The sequence below is a fragment of the Streptomyces sp. NPDC047061 genome (genome assembly GCF_040643955.1).
GTDB lineage: Bacteria > Actinomycetota > Actinomycetes > Streptomycetales > Streptomycetaceae > Streptomyces.
This window is the reverse complement of record NZ_JBEYVI010000020.1, coordinates 111,851-129,917: the sequence shown is the minus strand read 5'-3', so window position 1 is coordinate 129,917 and position 18,067 is coordinate 111,851. Positions and strand designations below refer to the sequence as shown.

At 71.9% G+C, this 18,067-nt stretch carries 14 protein-coding genes and 1 pseudogene; 9 read left to right on the top strand and 6 right to left on the bottom strand.

Annotation, left to right across the window (positions count from 1 at the left end; translation table 11 throughout):
- Positions 1 to 10: 10 nt before the first annotated feature.
- Positions 11 to 1,087, bottom strand: coding sequence for a mechanosensitive ion channel family protein (locus ABZ887_RS26970; protein WP_361294027.1), 1,077 nt, complete (start codon positions 1,085 to 1,087; stop codon positions 11 to 13).
- A 141-nt stretch (positions 1,088 to 1,228) separates the two neighbouring features.
- Here ABZ887_RS26970 and ABZ887_RS26965 point away from each other — a divergent pair, with 141 nt between their 5' ends.
- From ABZ887_RS26965 to ABZ887_RS26955, 3 genes and pseudogenes are all read left to right on the top strand, one after another.
- A complete protein-coding gene (locus ABZ887_RS26965; protein WP_361294024.1) occupies positions 1,229 to 2,674 on the top strand; it encodes an FGGY family carbohydrate kinase in 1,446 nt (481 codons plus the stop codon).
- Positions 2,671 to 4,053: an FAD-dependent oxidoreductase gene (locus ABZ887_RS26960; protein ID WP_361294021.1), complete on the top strand. Its 1,383-nt coding sequence runs from the start codon at positions 2,671 to 2,673 to the stop codon at positions 4,051 to 4,053. The genes ABZ887_RS26965 and ABZ887_RS26960 overlap by 4 nt, the downstream gene beginning before the upstream one ends.
- Positions 4,054 to 4,131: 78 nt before the next feature.
- Positions 4,132 to 4,473, top strand: a pseudogene (locus tag ABZ887_RS26955) (oxidoreductase); the annotation flags it as partial.
- On the opposite strand, the gene ABZ887_RS26950 reads toward ABZ887_RS26955, so the two are convergent.
- The gene (locus tag ABZ887_RS26950; protein ID WP_361294018.1) at positions 4,460 to 5,224 is read right to left on the bottom strand and encodes a crotonase/enoyl-CoA hydratase family protein; all 765 of its coding nucleotides are present in this window, start codon (positions 5,222 to 5,224) and stop codon (positions 4,460 to 4,462) included. The pseudogene ABZ887_RS26955 and the gene ABZ887_RS26950 sit on opposite strands and share 14 nt — an antisense overlap.
- 46 nt (positions 5,225 to 5,270) lie before the next feature.
- The gene (locus ABZ887_RS26945; RefSeq protein ID WP_361294015.1) at positions 5,271 to 6,254 is read right to left on the bottom strand and encodes a lysylphosphatidylglycerol synthase transmembrane domain-containing protein; all 984 of its coding nucleotides are present in this window, start codon (positions 6,252 to 6,254) and stop codon (positions 5,271 to 5,273) included.
- A 207-nt stretch (positions 6,255 to 6,461) separates the two neighbouring features.
- Here ABZ887_RS26945 and ABZ887_RS26940 point away from each other — a divergent pair, with 207 nt between their 5' ends.
- The 3 genes from ABZ887_RS26940 (at position 6,462) to ABZ887_RS26930 (ending at position 12,108) form a co-directional block, all read left to right on the top strand.
- Positions 6,462 to 8,333 (top strand): ABC transporter ATP-binding protein, encoded by a 1,872-nt coding sequence (locus tag ABZ887_RS26940; RefSeq protein WP_361294012.1) that lies wholly within the window; start codon positions 6,462 to 6,464, stop codon positions 8,331 to 8,333.
- Between the two features lie 194 nt (positions 8,334 to 8,527).
- Positions 8,528 to 9,889, top strand: a complete 1,362-nt coding sequence (locus ABZ887_RS26935) for a ricin-type beta-trefoil lectin domain protein (protein ID WP_361294009.1) — start codon at positions 8,528 to 8,530, stop codon at positions 9,887 to 9,889.
- Positions 9,890 to 9,921: 32 nt separating this feature from the next.
- Positions 9,922 to 12,108, top strand: a complete 2,187-nt coding sequence (locus tag ABZ887_RS26930) for an RICIN domain-containing protein (protein WP_361294006.1) — start codon at positions 9,922 to 9,924, stop codon at positions 12,106 to 12,108.
- An 87-nt stretch (positions 12,109 to 12,195) separates the two neighbouring features.
- Here ABZ887_RS26930 and ABZ887_RS26925 read toward each other — a convergent pair whose 3' ends face one another.
- Both ABZ887_RS26925 and ABZ887_RS26920 read right to left on the bottom strand, forming a co-directional pair.
- A complete protein-coding gene (locus ABZ887_RS26925) occupies positions 12,196 to 13,947 on the bottom strand; it encodes an MFS transporter (protein WP_361294201.1) in 1,752 nt (583 codons plus the stop codon).
- Positions 13,948 to 13,970: 23 nt separating this feature from the next.
- Entirely contained in the window at positions 13,971 to 14,438 is a 468-nt protein-coding gene (locus tag ABZ887_RS26920) for a MarR family transcriptional regulator (RefSeq protein ID WP_361294003.1), read from the bottom strand.
- 172 nt (positions 14,439 to 14,610) lie between these two features.
- Between ABZ887_RS26920 and panD the strand changes: the two genes are divergently transcribed.
- Genes panD through ABZ887_RS26905 form a run of 3 tightly spaced genes read left to right on the top strand, consistent with a single transcriptional unit; the run spans position 14,611 to position 16,078 of the window.
- A complete protein-coding gene (gene panD, locus ABZ887_RS26915) occupies positions 14,611 to 15,030 on the top strand; it encodes an aspartate 1-decarboxylase (protein ID WP_093506059.1) in 420 nt (139 codons plus the stop codon).
- 21 nt (positions 15,031 to 15,051) lie between these two features.
- Positions 15,052 to 15,396 carry an N-acetyltransferase gene (locus ABZ887_RS26910; protein WP_361293999.1) on the top strand — a complete coding sequence of 115 codons (345 nt, stop codon included), beginning with the start codon at positions 15,052 to 15,054 and terminating at the stop codon, positions 15,394 to 15,396.
- Between the two features lie 10 nt (positions 15,397 to 15,406).
- Complete coding sequence (locus tag ABZ887_RS26905; protein ID WP_361293996.1) at positions 15,407 to 16,078, top strand: aspartate/glutamate racemase family protein; 672 nt, start codon at positions 15,407 to 15,409, stop codon at positions 16,076 to 16,078.
- Between the two features lie 396 nt (positions 16,079 to 16,474).
- On the opposite strand, the gene gndA is transcribed toward ABZ887_RS26905, so the two are convergent.
- On the bottom strand, positions 16,475 to 17,914 hold the full coding sequence (gene gndA, locus ABZ887_RS26900) for an NADP-dependent phosphogluconate dehydrogenase (RefSeq protein WP_361293993.1): 1,440 nt from the start codon (positions 17,912 to 17,914) through the stop codon (positions 16,475 to 16,477).
- Positions 17,915 to 18,067: the final 153 nt, after the last annotated feature.

The following is an 18,067-nucleotide window of genomic DNA, read 5'->3' as shown; positions in this document are numbered from 1 at the left end:
CCGCAGGGGGCTAGTCGGTGACCGGTACTTCCGCGGTGCGCTGCTGCGGGATCACCACGGCCCCCTGCTGGAGCGCCACCGTGCGCGCCGGAGCCGGGATGCGGATGCCCTCCTCGCGGTAGCGGCGGTGCAGGCGCTTGATGAACTCGTGCTTGATCCGGAACTGGTCGCTGAACTCGCCGACGCCCAGGATCACCGTGAAGCCGATCCGCGAGTCCCCGAAGGTGTGGAAGCGGATCGCGGGCTCGTGCTCCGGGACCGCCCCGGTGATCTCGGTCATGGTCTCCGCGATGACCTCGTGCGTGACCCGCTCGACGTGGTCCAGATCGCTGTCGTAGCCCACTCCCACCTGCACCAGGACCGTCAACTGCTGCTCGGGGCGCGTGTAGTTGGTCATGTTGGTCTTCGCCAGCTGGCCGTTGGGGATGACCACCAGGTTGTTGGAGAGCTGGCGGACGGTCGTCTGGCGCCAGTTGATGTCCACGACATAACCCTCCTCGCCGCTGCTCAGCTGGATGTAGTCACCCGGCTGGACGGTCTTGGAGGCGAGGATGTGGATGCCCGCGAAGAGGTTGGCCAGGGTGTCCTGGAGGGCCAGCGCGACCGCGAGACCGCCCACGCCGAGGGCGGTGAGCAGGGGTGCTATGGAGATGCCCAGCGTCTGGAGCATCACCAGGAAGCCGATCGCCAGGACCAGCACCCGGGTGATGTTCACGAAGATCGTGGCCGAACCGGCGACCCCGGAGCGGGACTGGGTGACCGACTGCACCAACCCGGCGACCACCCGCGCCACCGACACCGTCACGGCGAAGATGAGGAGCACCTTCAGGCACTGGTTCGTGTGGTGCTGGACCGTCCTCGTCAGCGGCAGCACCGCCGCCGCGGCCGCCGCGCCGCCCGCGATCGCCGCCCACGGGAGCACCGCGCGCAGCGCGTCCACGAGGACGTCGTCACCGCTCCAGCGGGTCCGCTTCGCGTGCCTGGCCAGCCAGCGCAGCAACCCGCGCGACAGAAAGGCCAGCAACAGACCCGCCGCGAGGGCGATTCCCGCCAGGACCAGGTCATCGACGGTGAGCGCTCGGTCCACCGGTCACCTCCCATTCGTTTCGTGCAACCGCTCATCCTGCCGTATCCGCACGGAGGTTCGTACCAACCGCATCGGGGTGCGCTTGTGCTGCCCCTCACCACTGCGGCAGGCTGTCGCGCAGTGATCGTCAGGGGAGGCTCGATGACAGGTCCGGTGCTCGCGGTCGACCAGGGCACGTCCGGCACCAAGGCCCTGGTGATCTGCCCCGAACGGGGCGTCATCGGCACCGGATTCGCCGCCGTACGGACCCGGCACCTGCCCGGCGGCCTGGTGGAGGCCGACCCCTTGGAGCTCTACGACTCGGTGCTCGTCGCCGGCCGCCGGGCGCTCGCCGAGGCCGGTGAACCGGTGACCGCGCTCGGCCTGGCCAACCAGGGCGAGACCGTCCTCGCCTGGGACCCCGGCACCGGGCGCCCGCTCACCGACGCCATCGTCTGGCAGGACCGCCGGGCCGAGTCCGTCTGCGGCGGACTCGCCGAGCACGCGGAGGAGTTACGCGCCCTCACCGGCCTGCCGCTCGACCCCTACTTCGCCGCACCCAAGATGGCCTGGATCCGCCGGCACCTGACCACCGAGGGAGTCGTCACCACCACCGACGCCTGGCTGGTCCACCGGCTCACCGGCGCCTACGTCACCGACGCCGCCACCGCCGGCCGTACCCATCTCCTCGACCTGGACCGGGTGCAGTGGTCCTCCCGCGCCCTCGACCTCTACGGGCTGTCCGCCGAACGCCTTCCCGAGATCGTCGACAACGCCCAACTCGTCGGCACCACGAAGGAGTTCGGGGAGAAGATCCCGCTCACCGGCCTCGCCACTGACCAGCAGGCCGCCCTCCTCGCCCAGCGCATCACCGGGCCCGGCGGCGCCAAGTGCACCTACGGCACCGGGGCCTTCCTGCTCGCGCACACCGGTGAGACACCCCGGCACAGCACCTCCGGCCTCGTCAGCTGTGTCGCCTGGCGCCTCGCCGGAGAGCCCGGCTACTGCCTGGACGGCCAGGTGTACACCGCCGCCTCCGCGGTGCGCTGGCTCACCGACCTCGGCGTGATCTCGGGCCCCGCCGACCTGGACCGGGTGGGCGGCACCGTCCCCGACACCGGCGGGGTCACCTTCGTCCCCGCGCTGGCCGGGCTCGCCGCCCCCTGGTGGCGCGGCGACCTGCGCGGCTCCCTCACCGGGCTCGGCCTCGACACCGGCCCCGGACATCTGGCGCGGGCCCTGTGCGAGGGCCTCGCCGCCCAGGTGGCTGAGCTCGCCGAAGCCGCCGGGACCGACCTCGGCACCCCGCTGACCGCGCTGCGCGTCGACGGCGGCCTGACCCGCTCGGCGCTGCTCATGCAGACCCAGGCCGACCTGCTGCAACGCCCCGTCGAGGTGTCCACGCTGCCCGACGCCACCGCCCTGGGCGTGGGCGCGCTCGCCCACCTCGGCAGCGACCCTGTCGACTTCCTGCCGGACGACGGCCCCTCCGCCGTCTACGAGCCGCGCATCTCCGCCGCCGAGGCCGCCGACCGCCTGGGCGTCTTCCGGGCCGCCGTCGCCACCCTGCTCGACGGGCCGCCGGCCGGATCCGGAGCGCCCGCATGACGGTCACCGCCGGGGGACCGCCGCCCGCCGCGCCGTACGACGTGACAGTCGTCGGCGCCGGGGTCGTCGGCAGTGCGATCGCCCGCGAACTCGCCCGCCACCCGCACCTCAGGATCGCCCTGGTGGAGGCGCAGGACGACGTCGGCCAGGGCACCTCGAAGGCCAACACCGCCATCCTGCACACCGGTTTCGACGCCACCCCCGGCACCCTGGAGGCCCGCCTCGTCCGCGAGGGCTCCCGCCTCCTCGCCGCGTACGCCGCCGAGTCCGGCATCCCGGTCGAGCCGGTCGGCGCGCTGCTGGTCGCCTGGGACCGGGAGCAACTGGCCGCCCTGCCGGACCTCGCCCGCAAGGCCGTACGCAACGACTGCCACGACACGGCGCAGTTGGGCGCCGAGGAGCTGTACGCCCGCGAACCCCACCTCGGCCCCGGCGCGCTCGGCGCCCTGCACGTGCCCGGCGAGAGCATCGTCTGCCCCTGGAGCACCACCCTGGCGTACGCCACCCAGGCGGTCCGCGGCGGCGCCGACCTCCACCTCAATGCCCGTGTCACGGCGGCGAGCCGACGCGACGGCGTGCACACCCTCACCACCTCGCGCGGCCCCCTCCACACCCGGCACCTGGTCAACGCGGCCGGCCTGCACGCCGACACCCTCGACCGCCTCCTCGGCCACCACGCCTTCACCGTCACCCCGCGCCGCGGCCAGCTGATCGTCTACGACCGGCTCGCCCGCACCCTCGTCCGGCACATCCTGCTGCCGGTCCCCACCGCCCTCGGCAAGGGCGTCCTGGTCGCACCCACCGTCTACGGCAACGTTCTCCTCGGCCCCACCGCCGAGGACCTGGACGACAGGACCGCCACCCAGTCCACCGCGCAGGGACTGGCACTGCTCCGCGAGAAGGGCCGCCGGATCCTGCCCGCGCTCCTCGACGAGGAGGTCACCGCCGTCTACGCGGGCCTGCGCGCCGCCACCGAACACGACGACTACCGCATCTCCGCCCACCCCGGCCAGGCGTACGTCACCGTCGGCGGCATCCGCTCCACGGGCCTCACCGCATCGCTCGCCATCGCCGCCCATGTCACCGGGCTGCTGGGGGACGCGGGGCTGGACCTGAGGAACCCCGTCGACCTGGAACCGGTGAGCATGCCGAACCTCGGTGCCGCCTTCCCCCGCCCCTACCAGCAGAGGGGTGACACCATCGTCTGCCACTGCGAGCACGTCACCCTCGGCGAGATCCGGGACGCCCTCGCCGCCACGATCCCGCCGCGCGCCCTGCCGGGCCTGCGCCGCCGCACCCGGGCCGGGGCGGGCCGCTGCCAGGGCTTCCACTGCGGGGCGACGGTCCGGGAGCTGTTCGAGAAGGCGGGCAGACCATGACCGCGGAGCGCCACGTGGACGTCCTCGTCGTCGGCGCCGGCCCCGCCGGTCTCGCGGCCGCGCGCCGGATCCGTCCGCGCCCTGGACGCCCGGCTCCGCTCGCGCGTCCCGCTGCTCACCGGCACCACGGTCACCGAACTCCTCGGGCACGGGAGGCTGTCCGGTGTGCGGATCCGGCACCTCGACGGCCGTACCGGCGTCCTCGCCTGCGACACCGTCGTCCTCACCGGGGACTTCGCCGCCGAGGACGAACTCGCCCGGCGGGCCCGGATCGCCCTCGCCCACGGGCCGTACACCGACCGCCCGGGTGTCTTCGCGGCCGGCGGCCTGCGGCACCCGGGAGCGGACGCCCGGACCGCGACCCGGGAGGGGGCCGAGGCGGCGCGGGCGGCGCTGGAGTGGCTGGTCAGTCGCCGGTGAAGGACCCGTGCCGGCCCGCCCCCGACGCGAACCGCGCGGCCCCTTCCAGGCCTGCCGTCAGCACGCCCATGCCGTGACGGATCTCGGCGCCCATCGCCGCCGTCTCCTCCAGCCCCTCCTGGTCCAGCACGGAGGCCCGGTCGCTGCGCAGGCAGGCCTGCGGGAAGTCCGCGAGGGACGCGGCGAGTTCCTCGGCCGCCTCGCGGGCGCGGCCGACGGGGACGACCCGGTTGGCCAGCCCCATCTCATGCGCCTCGGGGGCCGGGACCGGGCGGCCGGTGAGGATCAGGTCCATCGCCCGGCTCGTGCCGATCAGCCGGGGCAGCCGTACCGTGCCGCCGTCGATCAGGGGCACGCCCCAGCGGCGGCAGAAGACGCCGAACACCGCGTCCTCCTCGGCGACCCGCAGATCGCACCACAGGGCCAGCTCCAGGCCCCCGGCGACCGCGTGCCCGGCGATCGCCGCGATGACCGGCTTGGACAGGCGCAGCCGGGTCGGGCCCATCGGGCCGTCGCCGTCCTCCGCCACCCGGTTGCGGTGCTCGCCGGCCATCGCCTTGAGGTCCGCGCCCGCGCAGAACGTGCCGCCCTCGCCCCACAGCACCGCCACCCGGGCCTCGTCGTCCGCCTCGAACTCCCGGAAGGCTGCGGCCAGTCCGGCCGCCGTCGGCCCGTCCACGGCGTTGCGCACCTCGGGCCGGGAGAGCACGACCGTGGTGACATGACCCTTGCGTTCGAGGCGGACCGGCATGCGTTTCCCTCCCTGGGGAAGGCCACCCCGCGTCAGATGACCTTCGTCAGATGACCTTGAGTCGTACCAGCGCTCCCAGTGTCAGGGCTCCCGGCAGCAACGGCACCCACACGGTGATGATCCGGTACGCGAGGACGACGGCCGTGGCCACCGCCACCGGGCCGCCGGCCGCCACCAGCGCCACGATCAGCGCCGCCTCCACCGAACCCAGGCCGCCCGGCGTGGGGATGAGGGCGACGGCGACCGTGGCCGCCAGGTACGCCAGCGCCATGTGCGCGGGCGGCACGTCGAGGCCCAGGGCCTGCCCCACCGCTACCAGACCGGCCGCCTGGAGCGCGGGGAAGGCCAGCGAGCCGCCCCACAGTGCCAGCGCCCGGGACGGACGCGTGTGCACCGAGCGGGCCTCGCCCAGGGCGCTGCGCACGAAGCGGAACACCGGCTCACGCACCCGCCGGACGAGGAACAGCGCGGCCAGGGCCACGGCCACCAGCGCGCCGGCGACGGCGAGCACCGGTCCGACGTCCCCGTCGGGGAGCAGGCCGTCGAGCCGCAGCGCGTCGGGGAAGGCGACGAAGAACACGGCCATCAGGCCCACGCGGGCGATCGACTCGGCGAGCAGGTAGAGGGCCAGCGCGGCGGAGGAGGTGGCGAGCGGCACCCCGCACACGGTCATGAACCGCAGGTTGACCGCGCCCGAGCCGAGACCCGTCGGCAGCAGGTGGTTGGCCGAGCCCGCCGCCAGCTGGGTGGCCAGCAGCCGCCAGCGGGGCAGCGGCTGGACGACCGCACCCTGCCGGGTGAAGGCGGCGGCCACCCAGGTCAGGCAGGTGGCCCCGCCGGCCGCCAGCAGCCAGGGCCAGGAGGCGTGGCGCAGATGGCCGAAGCCCTCGACGAGGACCGGCCAGTGCTGCACCGCGATGACCGCGACCAGCACGAGCGGAATCAGGGTGAGGACGTGCCGCCAGGGGATGCGGCGGGCGAGCCGGGGGAGACGGCTCTCACGGAAGTCGGGGATTCTTACCGCTGTCACACCCGGAGAGGTTTTCCGCGCCGCCCCAACTGCGGGTGGCGGAAGAGGAGACACCGGATGACGGCCGGGAAGCGGCTGAGGGGGGAGGCCCACCTGGGGCTTCGCGGAGCCGGCCGGAGCTCGGGGAGGGCTCATCGGGTCCTTCGTACGGGGGGACGGCGCGCGGGCATTGACCTCAACGAAGCTTGAGGTCCTACGTTCTCCCTCATGAGTATGGAGACCACCGCCTGGATGCAGCTGCACAGCGTGATGACCGCCCAGCAGGAGCGGCGCCCGTTCGACCGGGCCACGCTGCGCCGCATCGCCGCCTTCGCCCGCCCGTACCGGGGCGGCATAGTCCGTTTCGTCCTGCTCGGGGTGGTCACCGCCCTGCTCGCCGTCGCGACCCCGGTGCTGGCCGGCCATGTGGTCGACGCGATCGTGTCGGGGCACGACACCGGCACGGTCGTCCGGCTGTCGCTGCTGATCGCGCTGGTCGCGGTCGTGGAGGCGGCGCTCGGGGTGCTCGGGCGGCGGCTCTCGGCGGCGCTCGGGGAGGGCCTCATCCTCGACCTGCGCACGGCTGTGTTCGATCATGTGCAGCGCATGCCCGTCGCGTTCTTCACGCGTACCCGTACGGGAGCGCTGGTCAGCCGTCTCAACAACGACGTGATCGGCGCCCAGCGGGCCTTCGCCGGGACGCTCTCCGGTGTGGTGAGCAACCTGGTCACGCTGGTCCTCACCCTCGCCGTCATGCTCACCCTGTCCTGGCAGATCACCCTGCTCGCGCTGGTGCTGCTGCCGGTGTTCGTGGTGCCCGCCCGCCGGATGGGCGGCAGGATGGCCCGGATGCAGCGGGAGGCCGCCGCACTCAACGCGGACATGGGCACCCGGATGACCGAGCGGTTCTCCGCGCCGGGCGCCACGCTGATCAAGCTCTTCGGCCGCCCCGAGGAGGAGTCGGCGGAGTTCACCGCCCGAGCCGCCCGGGTCCGGGACATCGGGGTGCGCACCGCCACCTCCCAGTCGGTGTTCATGACCGCGCTGACCCTGGTCTCCTCGCTGGCGCTCGCCCTGGTCTACGGCCTCGGCGGCTGGTTCGCGCTGCGCGGCAGCCTGGAGCCGGGCGCGGTGGTCTCCCTCGCCCTGCTGCTGACCCGCCTGTACGCCCCGCTCACCGCCCTCGCCGGCGCCCGCGTCGAGGTGATGAGCGCGCTGGTCAGCTTCGAGCGGGTCTTCGAAGTCCTCGACCTGAAGCCCCTGATCGAGGAGAAACCGGACGCCCGCGAGGTCCCCGAGGGCCCGGTGGCCGTCGAGTTCGAGGACGTCCGCTTCGCCTACCCGGCCGCCGACCAGGTCTCCCTCGCCTCCCTCGAGGAGGTCGCGGTCCTCGACTCGCGCGGCGGCAGCGAGGTCCTGCACGGTATCTCGTTCCGCGCCGAACCCGGCCAGACCGTCGCCCTCGTCGGCTCCTCCGGCGCCGGCAAGTCCACCATCGCCCAGCTGCTGCCGCGCCTGTACGACGTCGACGAGGGCACCGTCCGCATCGGCGGCGCCGACGTCCGTGACCTGAGTGCCCGCTCGCTGCGCGCCACCCTCGGCATGGTCACCCAGGACGGCCACCTCTTCCACGACACCGTCCGCGCCAACCTGCTGCTGGCCCGGCCCTCGGCCACGGACGAGGAGTTGTGGGACGCCCTCGGCCGCGCCCGCCTCGGCGAGGTCGTCCGGTCGCTGCCCGACGGCCTGGACACGGTGGTCGGCGAGCGCGGTTACCGCCTCTCCGGCGGCGAGCGGCAGCGGATGACCATCGCCCGGCTGCTGCTGGCCCGCCAGCGCGTGGTCATCCTCGACGAGGCCACCGCCCATCTCGACAACACCTCCGAGGCGGCGGTCCAGGAGGCCCTCGCCGAGGCGCTGGCGGGACGCACCGCCGTCGTCATCGCGCACCGGCTGTCCACGGTCCGGTCCGCCGACCAGATCCTGGTGGTCGAAGCGGGAGAAATCGTGGAGCGCGGCACCCACGAGGAACTCCTGCTGGCGGACGGGCGGTACGCCGAACTGCACCGCACCCAGTTCGCGGAGGTGACCGCGCCCTGACGGAGCGTTCACATCGCCGTCACATTTTCCTGTGAGTAGGGGAGGGGAGCGCTCCCCTACTTGACGACCGTGGTCCGGACCTTTAGCTTCACGCCTTAAACAAAGCCTCACGCGTGTAGCCAACACCCACCTGACCAAAGGGTGTTGGGCCACACCGTGCTGCCACCCCCCGCGTGAAAGGCCACCCCCCGCATATGGCCAGAACCCTCCCCACGGCTGTCTCCATAGCCGCGCTGACGCTCTCCGCAGGCCTGCTCACCGCCGCTCCCGCACAGGCCGCCACCGGCACCGTCACCGGCCTCGCCGGCAAGTGCCTCGACGTCGCCGGCGCCAACTCCGCCGACGGCACCGCCGTCCAGCTCTACGACTGCAACGGGACCTCCGCCCAGCAGTGGACCCGCGGCAGCGACGGCACCCTCCGCGCCCTCGGCAAGTGTCTCGACGTGACCGGCAATTCGACCGCCGACGGCGCCAAGCTGCAGCTGTGGACCTGCAGTGGCGGTGCGAACCAGCAGTGGACCGTGTCGTCCGCGAACGACATCGTCAATCCGCAGGCGAACAAGTGCATGGACGTCACCGGCAACACCTCCGCCAACGGCACCCGGATACAGATCTGGACCTGCGCGGGCACCGCCAACCAGAAGTGGACCGCCCCGGCGGCCGACGGCGGCACCACCCCCTCCTCGCCGATGGCCGTGGCGCCGTACCTCTACAACGGCTGGGGCGACCCGCCGAGCCCGACCACGATCACCAACGCGACCGGCGTGAAGTACTACACGCTGGCCTTCGTCCTCAGCAACGGCTACTGCAACCCGCAGTGGGACGGCAGCCGGGCGCTGACCGGCGGCGTCGACCAGAGCACCGTCAACACCGTCCGCGCCAACGGCGGTGACGTCATCCCGTCCTTCGGCGGCTACAGCGGCAACAAGCTGGAGAGCTCCTGCTCCAGCGCGAGCGAGCTGGCGGCGGCGTACCAGAAGGTCATCAACGCCTATGGCGGGCTCAGAGCCATAGACATCGACCTGGAGGCCGACGCCTACAGCAACGGGACCGTGCAGCAACGGGTCGTGGACGCGCTGAAGACCGTGAAGGCCGACAACTCCGGCCTGAAGGTGTACATCACCATCGGCACCAACCAGAGCGGCCCCGACACCAGCCTGATCAACCGGGCCGCGTCCTCCGGACTGACCGTCGACGCCTGGGCCATCATGCCGTTCGACTTCGGCGGCGCGGGCCAGAACATGGGCAACCTCACCACCCAGGCGGCCGAGGGGCTCAAGAACGCGCTGAAGAACGCGTACGGCTACAGCGACGACACCGCCTACCGGGACATGGGCATCTCGTCGATGAACGGCATCACCGACAACGGCGAGACCGTCACGGTGGCCGACTTCCGCACCATCCTGGCCTACGCCCAGCAGCACCACCTGGCCCGGCTCACCTTCTGGTCCGCCAACCGCGACCGGCCCTGCACCGGCGGCTCCGCCGACAGCTGCTCCGGCGTGAGCCAGTCCAACTGGGACTACATGCGCGTCTTCGCCGGATACACCGGCTGACCCCCCGCCCAAGCCGCCTTCAAGGAGAACCAGTGCCTTCCCTTCCCCGGCGCCGCAGATCGACGGCCGCCGCAGCGGTGGCCGTCGTCGCCGCCTCCCTGCTCACCGCGGCGGGCGCCTCCTCGCCCGCGTCCGCCGCCACGCTGCCCACCGGCAACACCACCCTGCTCAACGCGGCCAGCGGCAAGTGCGTGGACGCCAAGGCGGCCGCCACCGCCGACGGCACCGTCGTCCAGCAGTACACCTGCAACAACACCACCGCCCAGCAGTGGAGTTTCACCTCCACCAGCGACGGCTACGTCCGGATCAACAACGGCAACAACGCCAACGAGGTCCTGGACGTCACCGGCGTCTCCACGGCCGACAACGCGGCCGTCCAGATGTGGACCTACGGCGGCGGCACCAACCAGCAGTGGCTGCCGGTCGACGACGGCGGCGGCGCCTACCACTTCGTCAACCGCAACAGCGGCAAGTGCCTCGACGACCCCTCCGCCTCGACCGCCGACAGCGTGCAGTTCGTGCAGTACACCTGCAACGGCACGCAGGCCCAGCGCTTCCAGGTCGTCCCGGTGACCCAGTCGAGCAACCCGGACCTCGGCTCCAACGTGGTCGTCTTCGACCCGTCGATGTCCGCGTCGACCATCCAGAGCAAGCTGGACTCGATCTTCCAGGCGCAGCAGACCAACCAGTTCGGCTCCCAGCGGTACGCCGTCATGTTCAAGCCCGGCGCCTACAGCGCGGACGTGAACGTGGGCTTCTACACCCAGGTCCTCGGCCTCGGCCTGTCGCCCGACGCGGTCTCCATCAACGGCGCGGTGCACGCCGAGGCGGACTGGTTCTCGGGCAACGCCACCCAGAACTTCTGGCGCGGTGCCGAGAACCTCTCCGTCAACCCGACCAGCGGCAGCGACCGGTGGGCGGTCTCGCAGGCGTCCGCCTACCGCCGGGTGCATCTGCGCGGCGGCCTCGCGCTGGACGACGGCGGCTGGTCCAGCGGTGGCCTGATCGCCGACAGCCAGATCAACGGCCAGGTCAACTCCGGTACCCAGCAACAGTGGCTGACCCGTAACTCGCAGCTCGGCAGCTGGACCGGCTCCAACTGGAACATGGTCTTCGTGGGCAGCACGGGCGTGCCGTCCACCACCTTCCCGAGCCCGCCGGACACCACGGTCGCGCAGAGCCCGACCACCCGTGAGAAGCCGTTCCTGTACGTCGACGGCTCCGGCAACTACCAGGTGTTCGTGCCGTCCGCGCGCACCAACACCTCCGGCACCAGCTGGAGTTCCGGCACTGCGGCCGGTTCGTCGCTGTCGCTGGACAGCTTCTACATCGTCAAGCCGGGCGCCACCGCGTCGCAGATCAACGCGGCCCTCACGGCGGGCAAGAACCTCCTGGTCACCCCGGGTGTCTACCACCTCGACCAGACCCTGCAGATCAACCGCGCCGACACCGTCGTCCTCGGCCTCGGCCTCGCCACCTTCGTCCCGGACAACGGCATCACCGCCATGAAGGTCGCCGACGTCGACGGCGTCAACATCGCGGGCCTGCTCTTCGACGCCGGCACCACCAACTCCGCCACCCTGGTGGAGGTCGGCCCGAGCGGCTCCTCGGCCTCGCACGCCGGCGACCCGACCTCGCTGCACGACGTGTACTTCCGCGTCGGCGGCGCGGGCGTCGGCAAGGCCACCACCAGCCTGGTCGTCAACAGCGACAACGTCATCGGCGACCACATGTGGATCTGGCGCGCCGACCACGGCACCGGAGTCGGCTGGACCACCAACACCGCGGACACCGGCCTGGTGGTCAACGGCGACAACGTGACGATGTACGGCCTGTTCGTCGAGCACTTCCAGAAGTACCAGACCATCTGGAACGGCAACGGCGGCAAGACGTACTTCTACCAGAACGAGATGCCGTACGACCCGCCGAACCAGTCGTCCTGGATGAACGGCTCGACCAAGGGCTACGCGGCCTACAAGGTCGCCGACTCGGTCACCAGCCACCAGGCGTACGGCCTCGGCAGCTACTGCTACTTCAGCACCAACTCGAGCGTCGTCGCCGATCACGCGATCGAGGCGCCGACCAACTCGAACGTCAGGTTCACCAGCATGGTGACGGTCTCCCTCGGCGGCACCGGCACCATCACCCATGTCATCAACAACAGCGGAGGACCGTCGAACTCGTCGACCAACGTCGCGAACCTCACCTCGTATCCGTGACCGTGGCCCGGTGAGCGGACAACGGGTGCCCCGGCGGATCTCCGCCGGGGCACCCGCCTTCTGTCACGTCCTCTGTCACGCCTTCTGTCACGACGGCGCGTTGTGCCGGGACTGCGCCGCACGCGCCGCGGGCCGGTCCTTCGGCTCCTGCTGGTCCGGTGCCGGCCGGTGGCCGCCGCGCAGTGCGGAGGCCACCGCGGAGACCAGGGCCATGCCGGCGGCCACGCCGAAGACGATGGCCAGGCCGTGGTGGAAGGGCCCGGAGACCAGCTGCGGGAAGAAGGTGTGCCCGGTGAGGACGGACCGCTGGGCGTGGGTGACATGGTCGAGGACGCCCTCCGAGGCGAGCAGGTGCTCGATCGGGTTGTTGCCGAGGAACGTCGCGAACAGCGTGCTCACCGGCGGCAGCGCCGCGGCGTGCGCGGCGGAGGCGGCCGGCACGCCGTGTGCCACGAGGCCGCTCTTCAGCGTGGCCGGGAGGGAGGAGGCGAGCCCCGAGACCATCAGGGAGAAGAACACCCCGATGGACAGGGCGGTGCCCGAGTTCTGGAAGGTGGACCGCATCCCCGAGGCGACACCCCGGTACTCGGCCGGCACGCTGCCCATGATCGACGAGGTGTTGGGCGCCGAGAACATGCCCTGGCCGAGGCCGTTGAGCAGCAGCAGCGCGGCGAACAGCCCGTAGTCGAAGTCGACGGGCAGCGCGAGCAGGCCGAAGAAGGACGCCATCACGACCAGCAGCCCCGCGGTGGAGAAGAACCGGGCGCCGAACCGGTCCGACAGGTACCCGGACACCGGCCCCGCGATCAGGAACCCCAGCGTCAGCGGGAGCATGAAGATGCCGGCCCACAGCGGGGTGTCCTCGAAGTCGTAGCCGTGCAGCGGCAGCCAGATGCCCTGCAGCCAGATGATCAGCATGAACTGCAGGCCGCCGCGCGCGATCGAGGTCAGCAGGGCGGCCACGTTGCCCGCGGCGAACGCCCGGTTCCTGAAGAGCGCCAGGTCGAACATGGGCTCGGCGACCCGCGTCTCGACGACACAGAACGCCAGCAGCAGGGCGATGCCCCCGATCAGGCCGGCCAGCACCCACGGGTTGCCCCAGCCGGTGGCGCTGTCGCCGTAGGGCTGGATCCCGTAGGTGATCCCGGCCAGCAGGATGCCGGCGCCGGCCGCGAAGGTGAGGTTGCCCAGCCAGTCGATCCGGCCGGGGCGGCCCGCCGAGGTCTCGCGCAGGCTCAGGTACGACCAGATCGTGCCGGTGATGCTGACGGGGACGCTCACCCAGAACACGGCACGCCAGTCGACGACGGCGAGCAGCCCGCCCGCGAGCAGCCCGAGGAACTGGCCGGCGAGCGCGGTGATCTGGTTGATGCCGAGCGCCATGCCGCGCTGCCGGGCCGGGAAGGCGTCGGTGAGGATGGCCGCCGAGTTGGCGGTGAGCATGGACCCGCCGAAGGCCTGCACGATCCGCCACAGGATCAGCCACAGGGCGCCGGCCCCGGCGCGGAACGGGTCGAGCGACAGCGCGACCGAGGCACACGCGAAGATCAGGAACCCGAGGTTGTAGATCTTCACCCGCCCGAACATGTCGCCGAGCCGTCCGAGCACGACGACCAGGACGGCGGAGACCAGCAGATAGCCGAGGATCATCCAGAGCAGGTAGCCGATGTTGCCCGGCGCCAGCGGGTCGAGCCCGATACCGCGGAAGATCGCCGGCAGCGAGATGATCACGATCGACGCGTCCATCGTGGCGATCAGCACGCCGAGCGTGGTGTTCGACAGCGCGACCCACTTGTAGCCGGGCCCGGCCGGGGTGTCCTGGTGGCGGGCCGAGCGCAGGGCGGCGGACCACCCGCGGCCGCTCACAGCCGCTCCGCCAGCCGGTCGAGGAGCGGCAGGGCCGCCCCGAGCGTCGCGCGCTCCTGGTCGGAGAACGTGTCGAGGACGGCCGCGAGCCGCTGCACCGACTCGGAGCGCCGCTCGGCGAGCACGGCCCGCCCCTCCTCGGTGACGGCCACGATGCTCCGCCGCCCGTCCGTGGCGTCGGGGGTACGGCGGACCAGACCGCGCTGTTCGAGCTGGGCGAGGGTGCTGGCCATGGCCTGCGGCCGTACCCGTTCCGTCTCGGCGAGGGCGGTCGGGGAGTCCGGGCCCTCGCCCGCGAGCCGCGCGAGGACGGACACCCCCGACAGGGACACGTCCCCCACGGCGTGCGCCTGCCGCAGCCGCCGCGTCACACGGCCCACGGCGAGCCGGAGCTCGGACGCGAGCCGGGTGGCGTCGCTCAGATCGCGTATGCCGCCGCCATCGGCGGCCATGTCTGTCTTCACAGTACTAACATTAGGTTTATCAGTCTGGACTGCTCAACCTTTCATTAGTAAATCCGAGGGATCGGCGTGACGACAGTCACGAACACACTCCCCGCCGGTTGCGTAGGCTGCTCTCCACAGAGCCCTTGACCTGCATAAACGCAGGCAGGGAGCCGAACCTTTGGAGCACTCAATGCTGCGCACCATGTTCAAGTCCAAGATCCACCGGGCCACCGTCACCCAGGCCGACCTGCACTACGTGGGATCGGTGACCATCGACGCCGACCTCCTCGACGCCGCCGACCTGCTCCCCGGCGAGCTGGTCCACATCGTCGACATCACCAACGGCGCCCGGCTGGAGACGTACGTCATCGAGGGCGAGCGGGGCTCCGGTGTCGTCGGGATCAACGGGGCGGCGGCCCATCTCGTGCATCCCGGCGACCTGGTGATCATCATCAGCTACGCTCAGGTCACCGACGCCGAGGCGCGTACGCTTCGGCCGCGGGTCGTGCACGTCGACCACGGCAACCGGGTCGTGGCCCTCGGCGCCGACCCGTCCGAGCCGGTACCGGGCTCGGACCAGGAGCGCAGCCCGCAGGCCGTTTCGGCCTGACCGGCGGACCAGGAGGGCGACATGAGCGACATCGAGATCCGCGACGACCGGGCGGCCGGGCGTCTGGAGGCGGTCGCCGGCGACGAAGTCGTCGGCCACATCGAGTACTTCGTCCTGGAGTCGCCCTCCCGGGCCCTCGTGCCCGTCCACACCATCGTGGAGCCCGAGCACGAGGGGAAGGGCATCGCGGGCTCCCTCGCCCGCGAGCTGTACGCGATCTCCGAGCGCGAGAAGACCCCGGTCGCCCCGCTCTGCCCGTACGTCGTCGTGTGGGCCGAGCGCCACCCCGACGTGGCACCGACGCCGGACCCCGAGCTGCTGCGCGCGGCGAAGGAATGGCTGGTCGCCCACCCGGGTCGGTTCTGAGCGCCCGCCGATGCTCGCCCTCCTCCACACCTCACCGCTCCACGTCCCCGTCTTCGACGCCCTGCGCGACGCGCACCACCCGGGTCTGGAGCTGCGCCACTCCGTGATCCCGGACCTCCTGTCCCGGGCCCGCCTGGAGGGCCCGGAAGCGGTGGCCGAGGACGTCACCGCGGCCCTGCGGCAGGCAGCGGCCCCCGGCGTACAGGCCGTGCTCTGCACCTGCTCCACGATCGGCGAGGTGGCCGAGCGGGCGGCCGCCCGGGTCGGCGTACCGGTCATCCGCGGAGACCGGCCGATGGCGGCCGCGGCAGTGGCGGCGGGCCCCCGCATCGCGGTACTCGCGACGGTCGAGAGCACCCTGCCGCCCACCCTGGCCCTGCTGGACGACGAGGCCCGCCGTGCGGACCGCCCGATCCGGGCCCGCGCCGAGCTCGTACCGGACGCCTGGACCCGCTTCGGCGCCGGCGACATCGAGGGCTGCGCCCGCCTGGTGGCAGCGGCGGCGGACTCCGTGCGCGACGCCGACGTGATCGTCCTGGCCCAGGCCTCCATGACCTCGGCCGCGAACCTCACCACCACCACGGTCCCGATCTTGTCCAGCCCACGCCCGGGCCTCGCGGCGGGTGCGGCAGCGGTCGGCCGGGGGAGTGCGCGAGCGCCGGTCGGGTACACGGGGCAGTAGACCCCCAGAGGCGACATCGAGCCACTGGCCGGAGGACACCATGACAAACCCAGTCCCGAACCCCGACCCCGCTCCAGCCCCCCACCCTCCGGACCCCTACCCCAGCCCGGTCCCCACCCCCGAACCACCCCCGGCCCCCGCGCCGACCCCACCACCCCCGCCCCCACCACCCCCCACCCCGATCCCAGACCCCACCCCCACCCCAGAACCAGGCCCACCCCTCACCTGACCGACACCCAACCGCCAAGCTCAGCCACCCTCAGGCGCGCGGGGAACTGCGCAAAAACCACAACGAGCCCGCACTCGACCACCAAGCCCGGCCCCATCCCACCCCCCTGGGGCGCGGGGAACTGCGCGAAACCGCAGCCCGCCCGCACCCCACAGCAACGACCGGCCCTACGCCGTGACCTCCGAGCGGTCCCCGCCCCACAGCGTGTGGAACGACCCCTCCCGGTCCACCCTCCGGTACGTGTGCGCTCCGAAGAAGTCCCGCTGCCCCTGCGTGAGCGCCGCAGGCAACCGCTCGGCACGCAGCGCGTCGTAGTACGCCAGCGCCGCCGAGAACCCGGGCACGGCGACCCCCTCCCGCGTCGCCGCGATGATCACCTCACGCCAGTCGTCCTGCGCGGCCGCGATCTCTCCCGCGAACGTCTCGTCCGACAGCAGGCTCGGCAGGTCCGCCCGCGTGTCGTACGCCGCACGGATCCGGTCCAGGAACGCCGCCCGGATGATGCAGCCGCCCCGCCAGATCGAGGACACCGCCCCGAGGTCGATGTTCCAGTCGTACTCGTCGCTGCCCGCCTGGATCTCGTGGAAGCCCTGCGTGTACGACACGATCTTCGACGCGTACAGCGCCTGCTCCACCCGGTCCGCGAACGCCGCCGCCTCCGCCTCGGACAGCGCCGTCGGCTTCGGACCGGCCAGCCCGCGCGAGGCGGCCCGCAGGTCGGCGTGACCGGACAGCGAGCGCGCGAACACCGCCTCGGCGATGCCCGACACCGGCACACCCAGGTCGAGCGCGATCTGCACCGTCCAGCGGCCGGTGCCCTTCTGCTCGGCCTGGTCCACGACCACGTCCACGAACGGCTTCCCGGTCGCGGCGTCCACGTGCGCCAGCACCTCCGCCGTGATCTCGATCAGGTAGGAGTCCAGCCGGCCCGTGTTCCAGGTACGGAAGATGTCCGCGATCTGCGCGGGGGAGTACCCGGCGACGTCCCGCAGCAGCTGGTACGCCTCACCGATCAGCTGCATGTCGGCGTACTCGATGCCGTTGTGCACCATCTTCACGAAGTGCCCGGCCCCGTCGGGACCCACGTGCGTCACGCAGGGCGCACCGTCGGCCGCCTTCGCCGAGATCTTCTCCAGCATCGGGCCCAGCGAGTCGTACGACTCCTTCGGCCCGCCCGGCATGATGCTCGGCCCGTGCAGCGCGCCCTCCTCGCCACCGGACACGCCCATGCCCACGAAGTGGATGCCCTGCTCGCGCAGCGCCTTCTCGCGGCGCCGGGTGTCCGCGAAGTGCGCGTTGCCGCCGTCGATGATCATGTCACCGGGCTCCAGGAGCGGTGCGAACTCCTCGATCACCGCGTCCGTCGGACCGCCCGCCTTCACCATGATGACCAACCGGCGCGGCCGTTCCAGCGCCTCGACGAACTCCTTGGCGGTCTCGGCCGCGATGAAGTCGCCCTCGTCCCCGAAGTTCTCCACCAGCTCGCGTGTCTTCGACACCGTGCGGTTGTGCAACGCCACCGTGTAGCCGTTGCGCGCGAAGTTCCGGGCGAGGTTGCGGCCCATGACCGCGAGACCCGTGACGCCGATCTGCGCCGAAGTGCTCATACCGCCTGCTCCTCAAGAATCAAGTCGATCCCATAGAACGTGCAAGGGATGCTGCCGCCGCTCATGCCCGCCAGTATTGCCCAAAGGCCATCCTGACCCGCCGTCCGACCGGCCGCACACGCAGATACGGATCACACGGGCCCAACGGCTCAG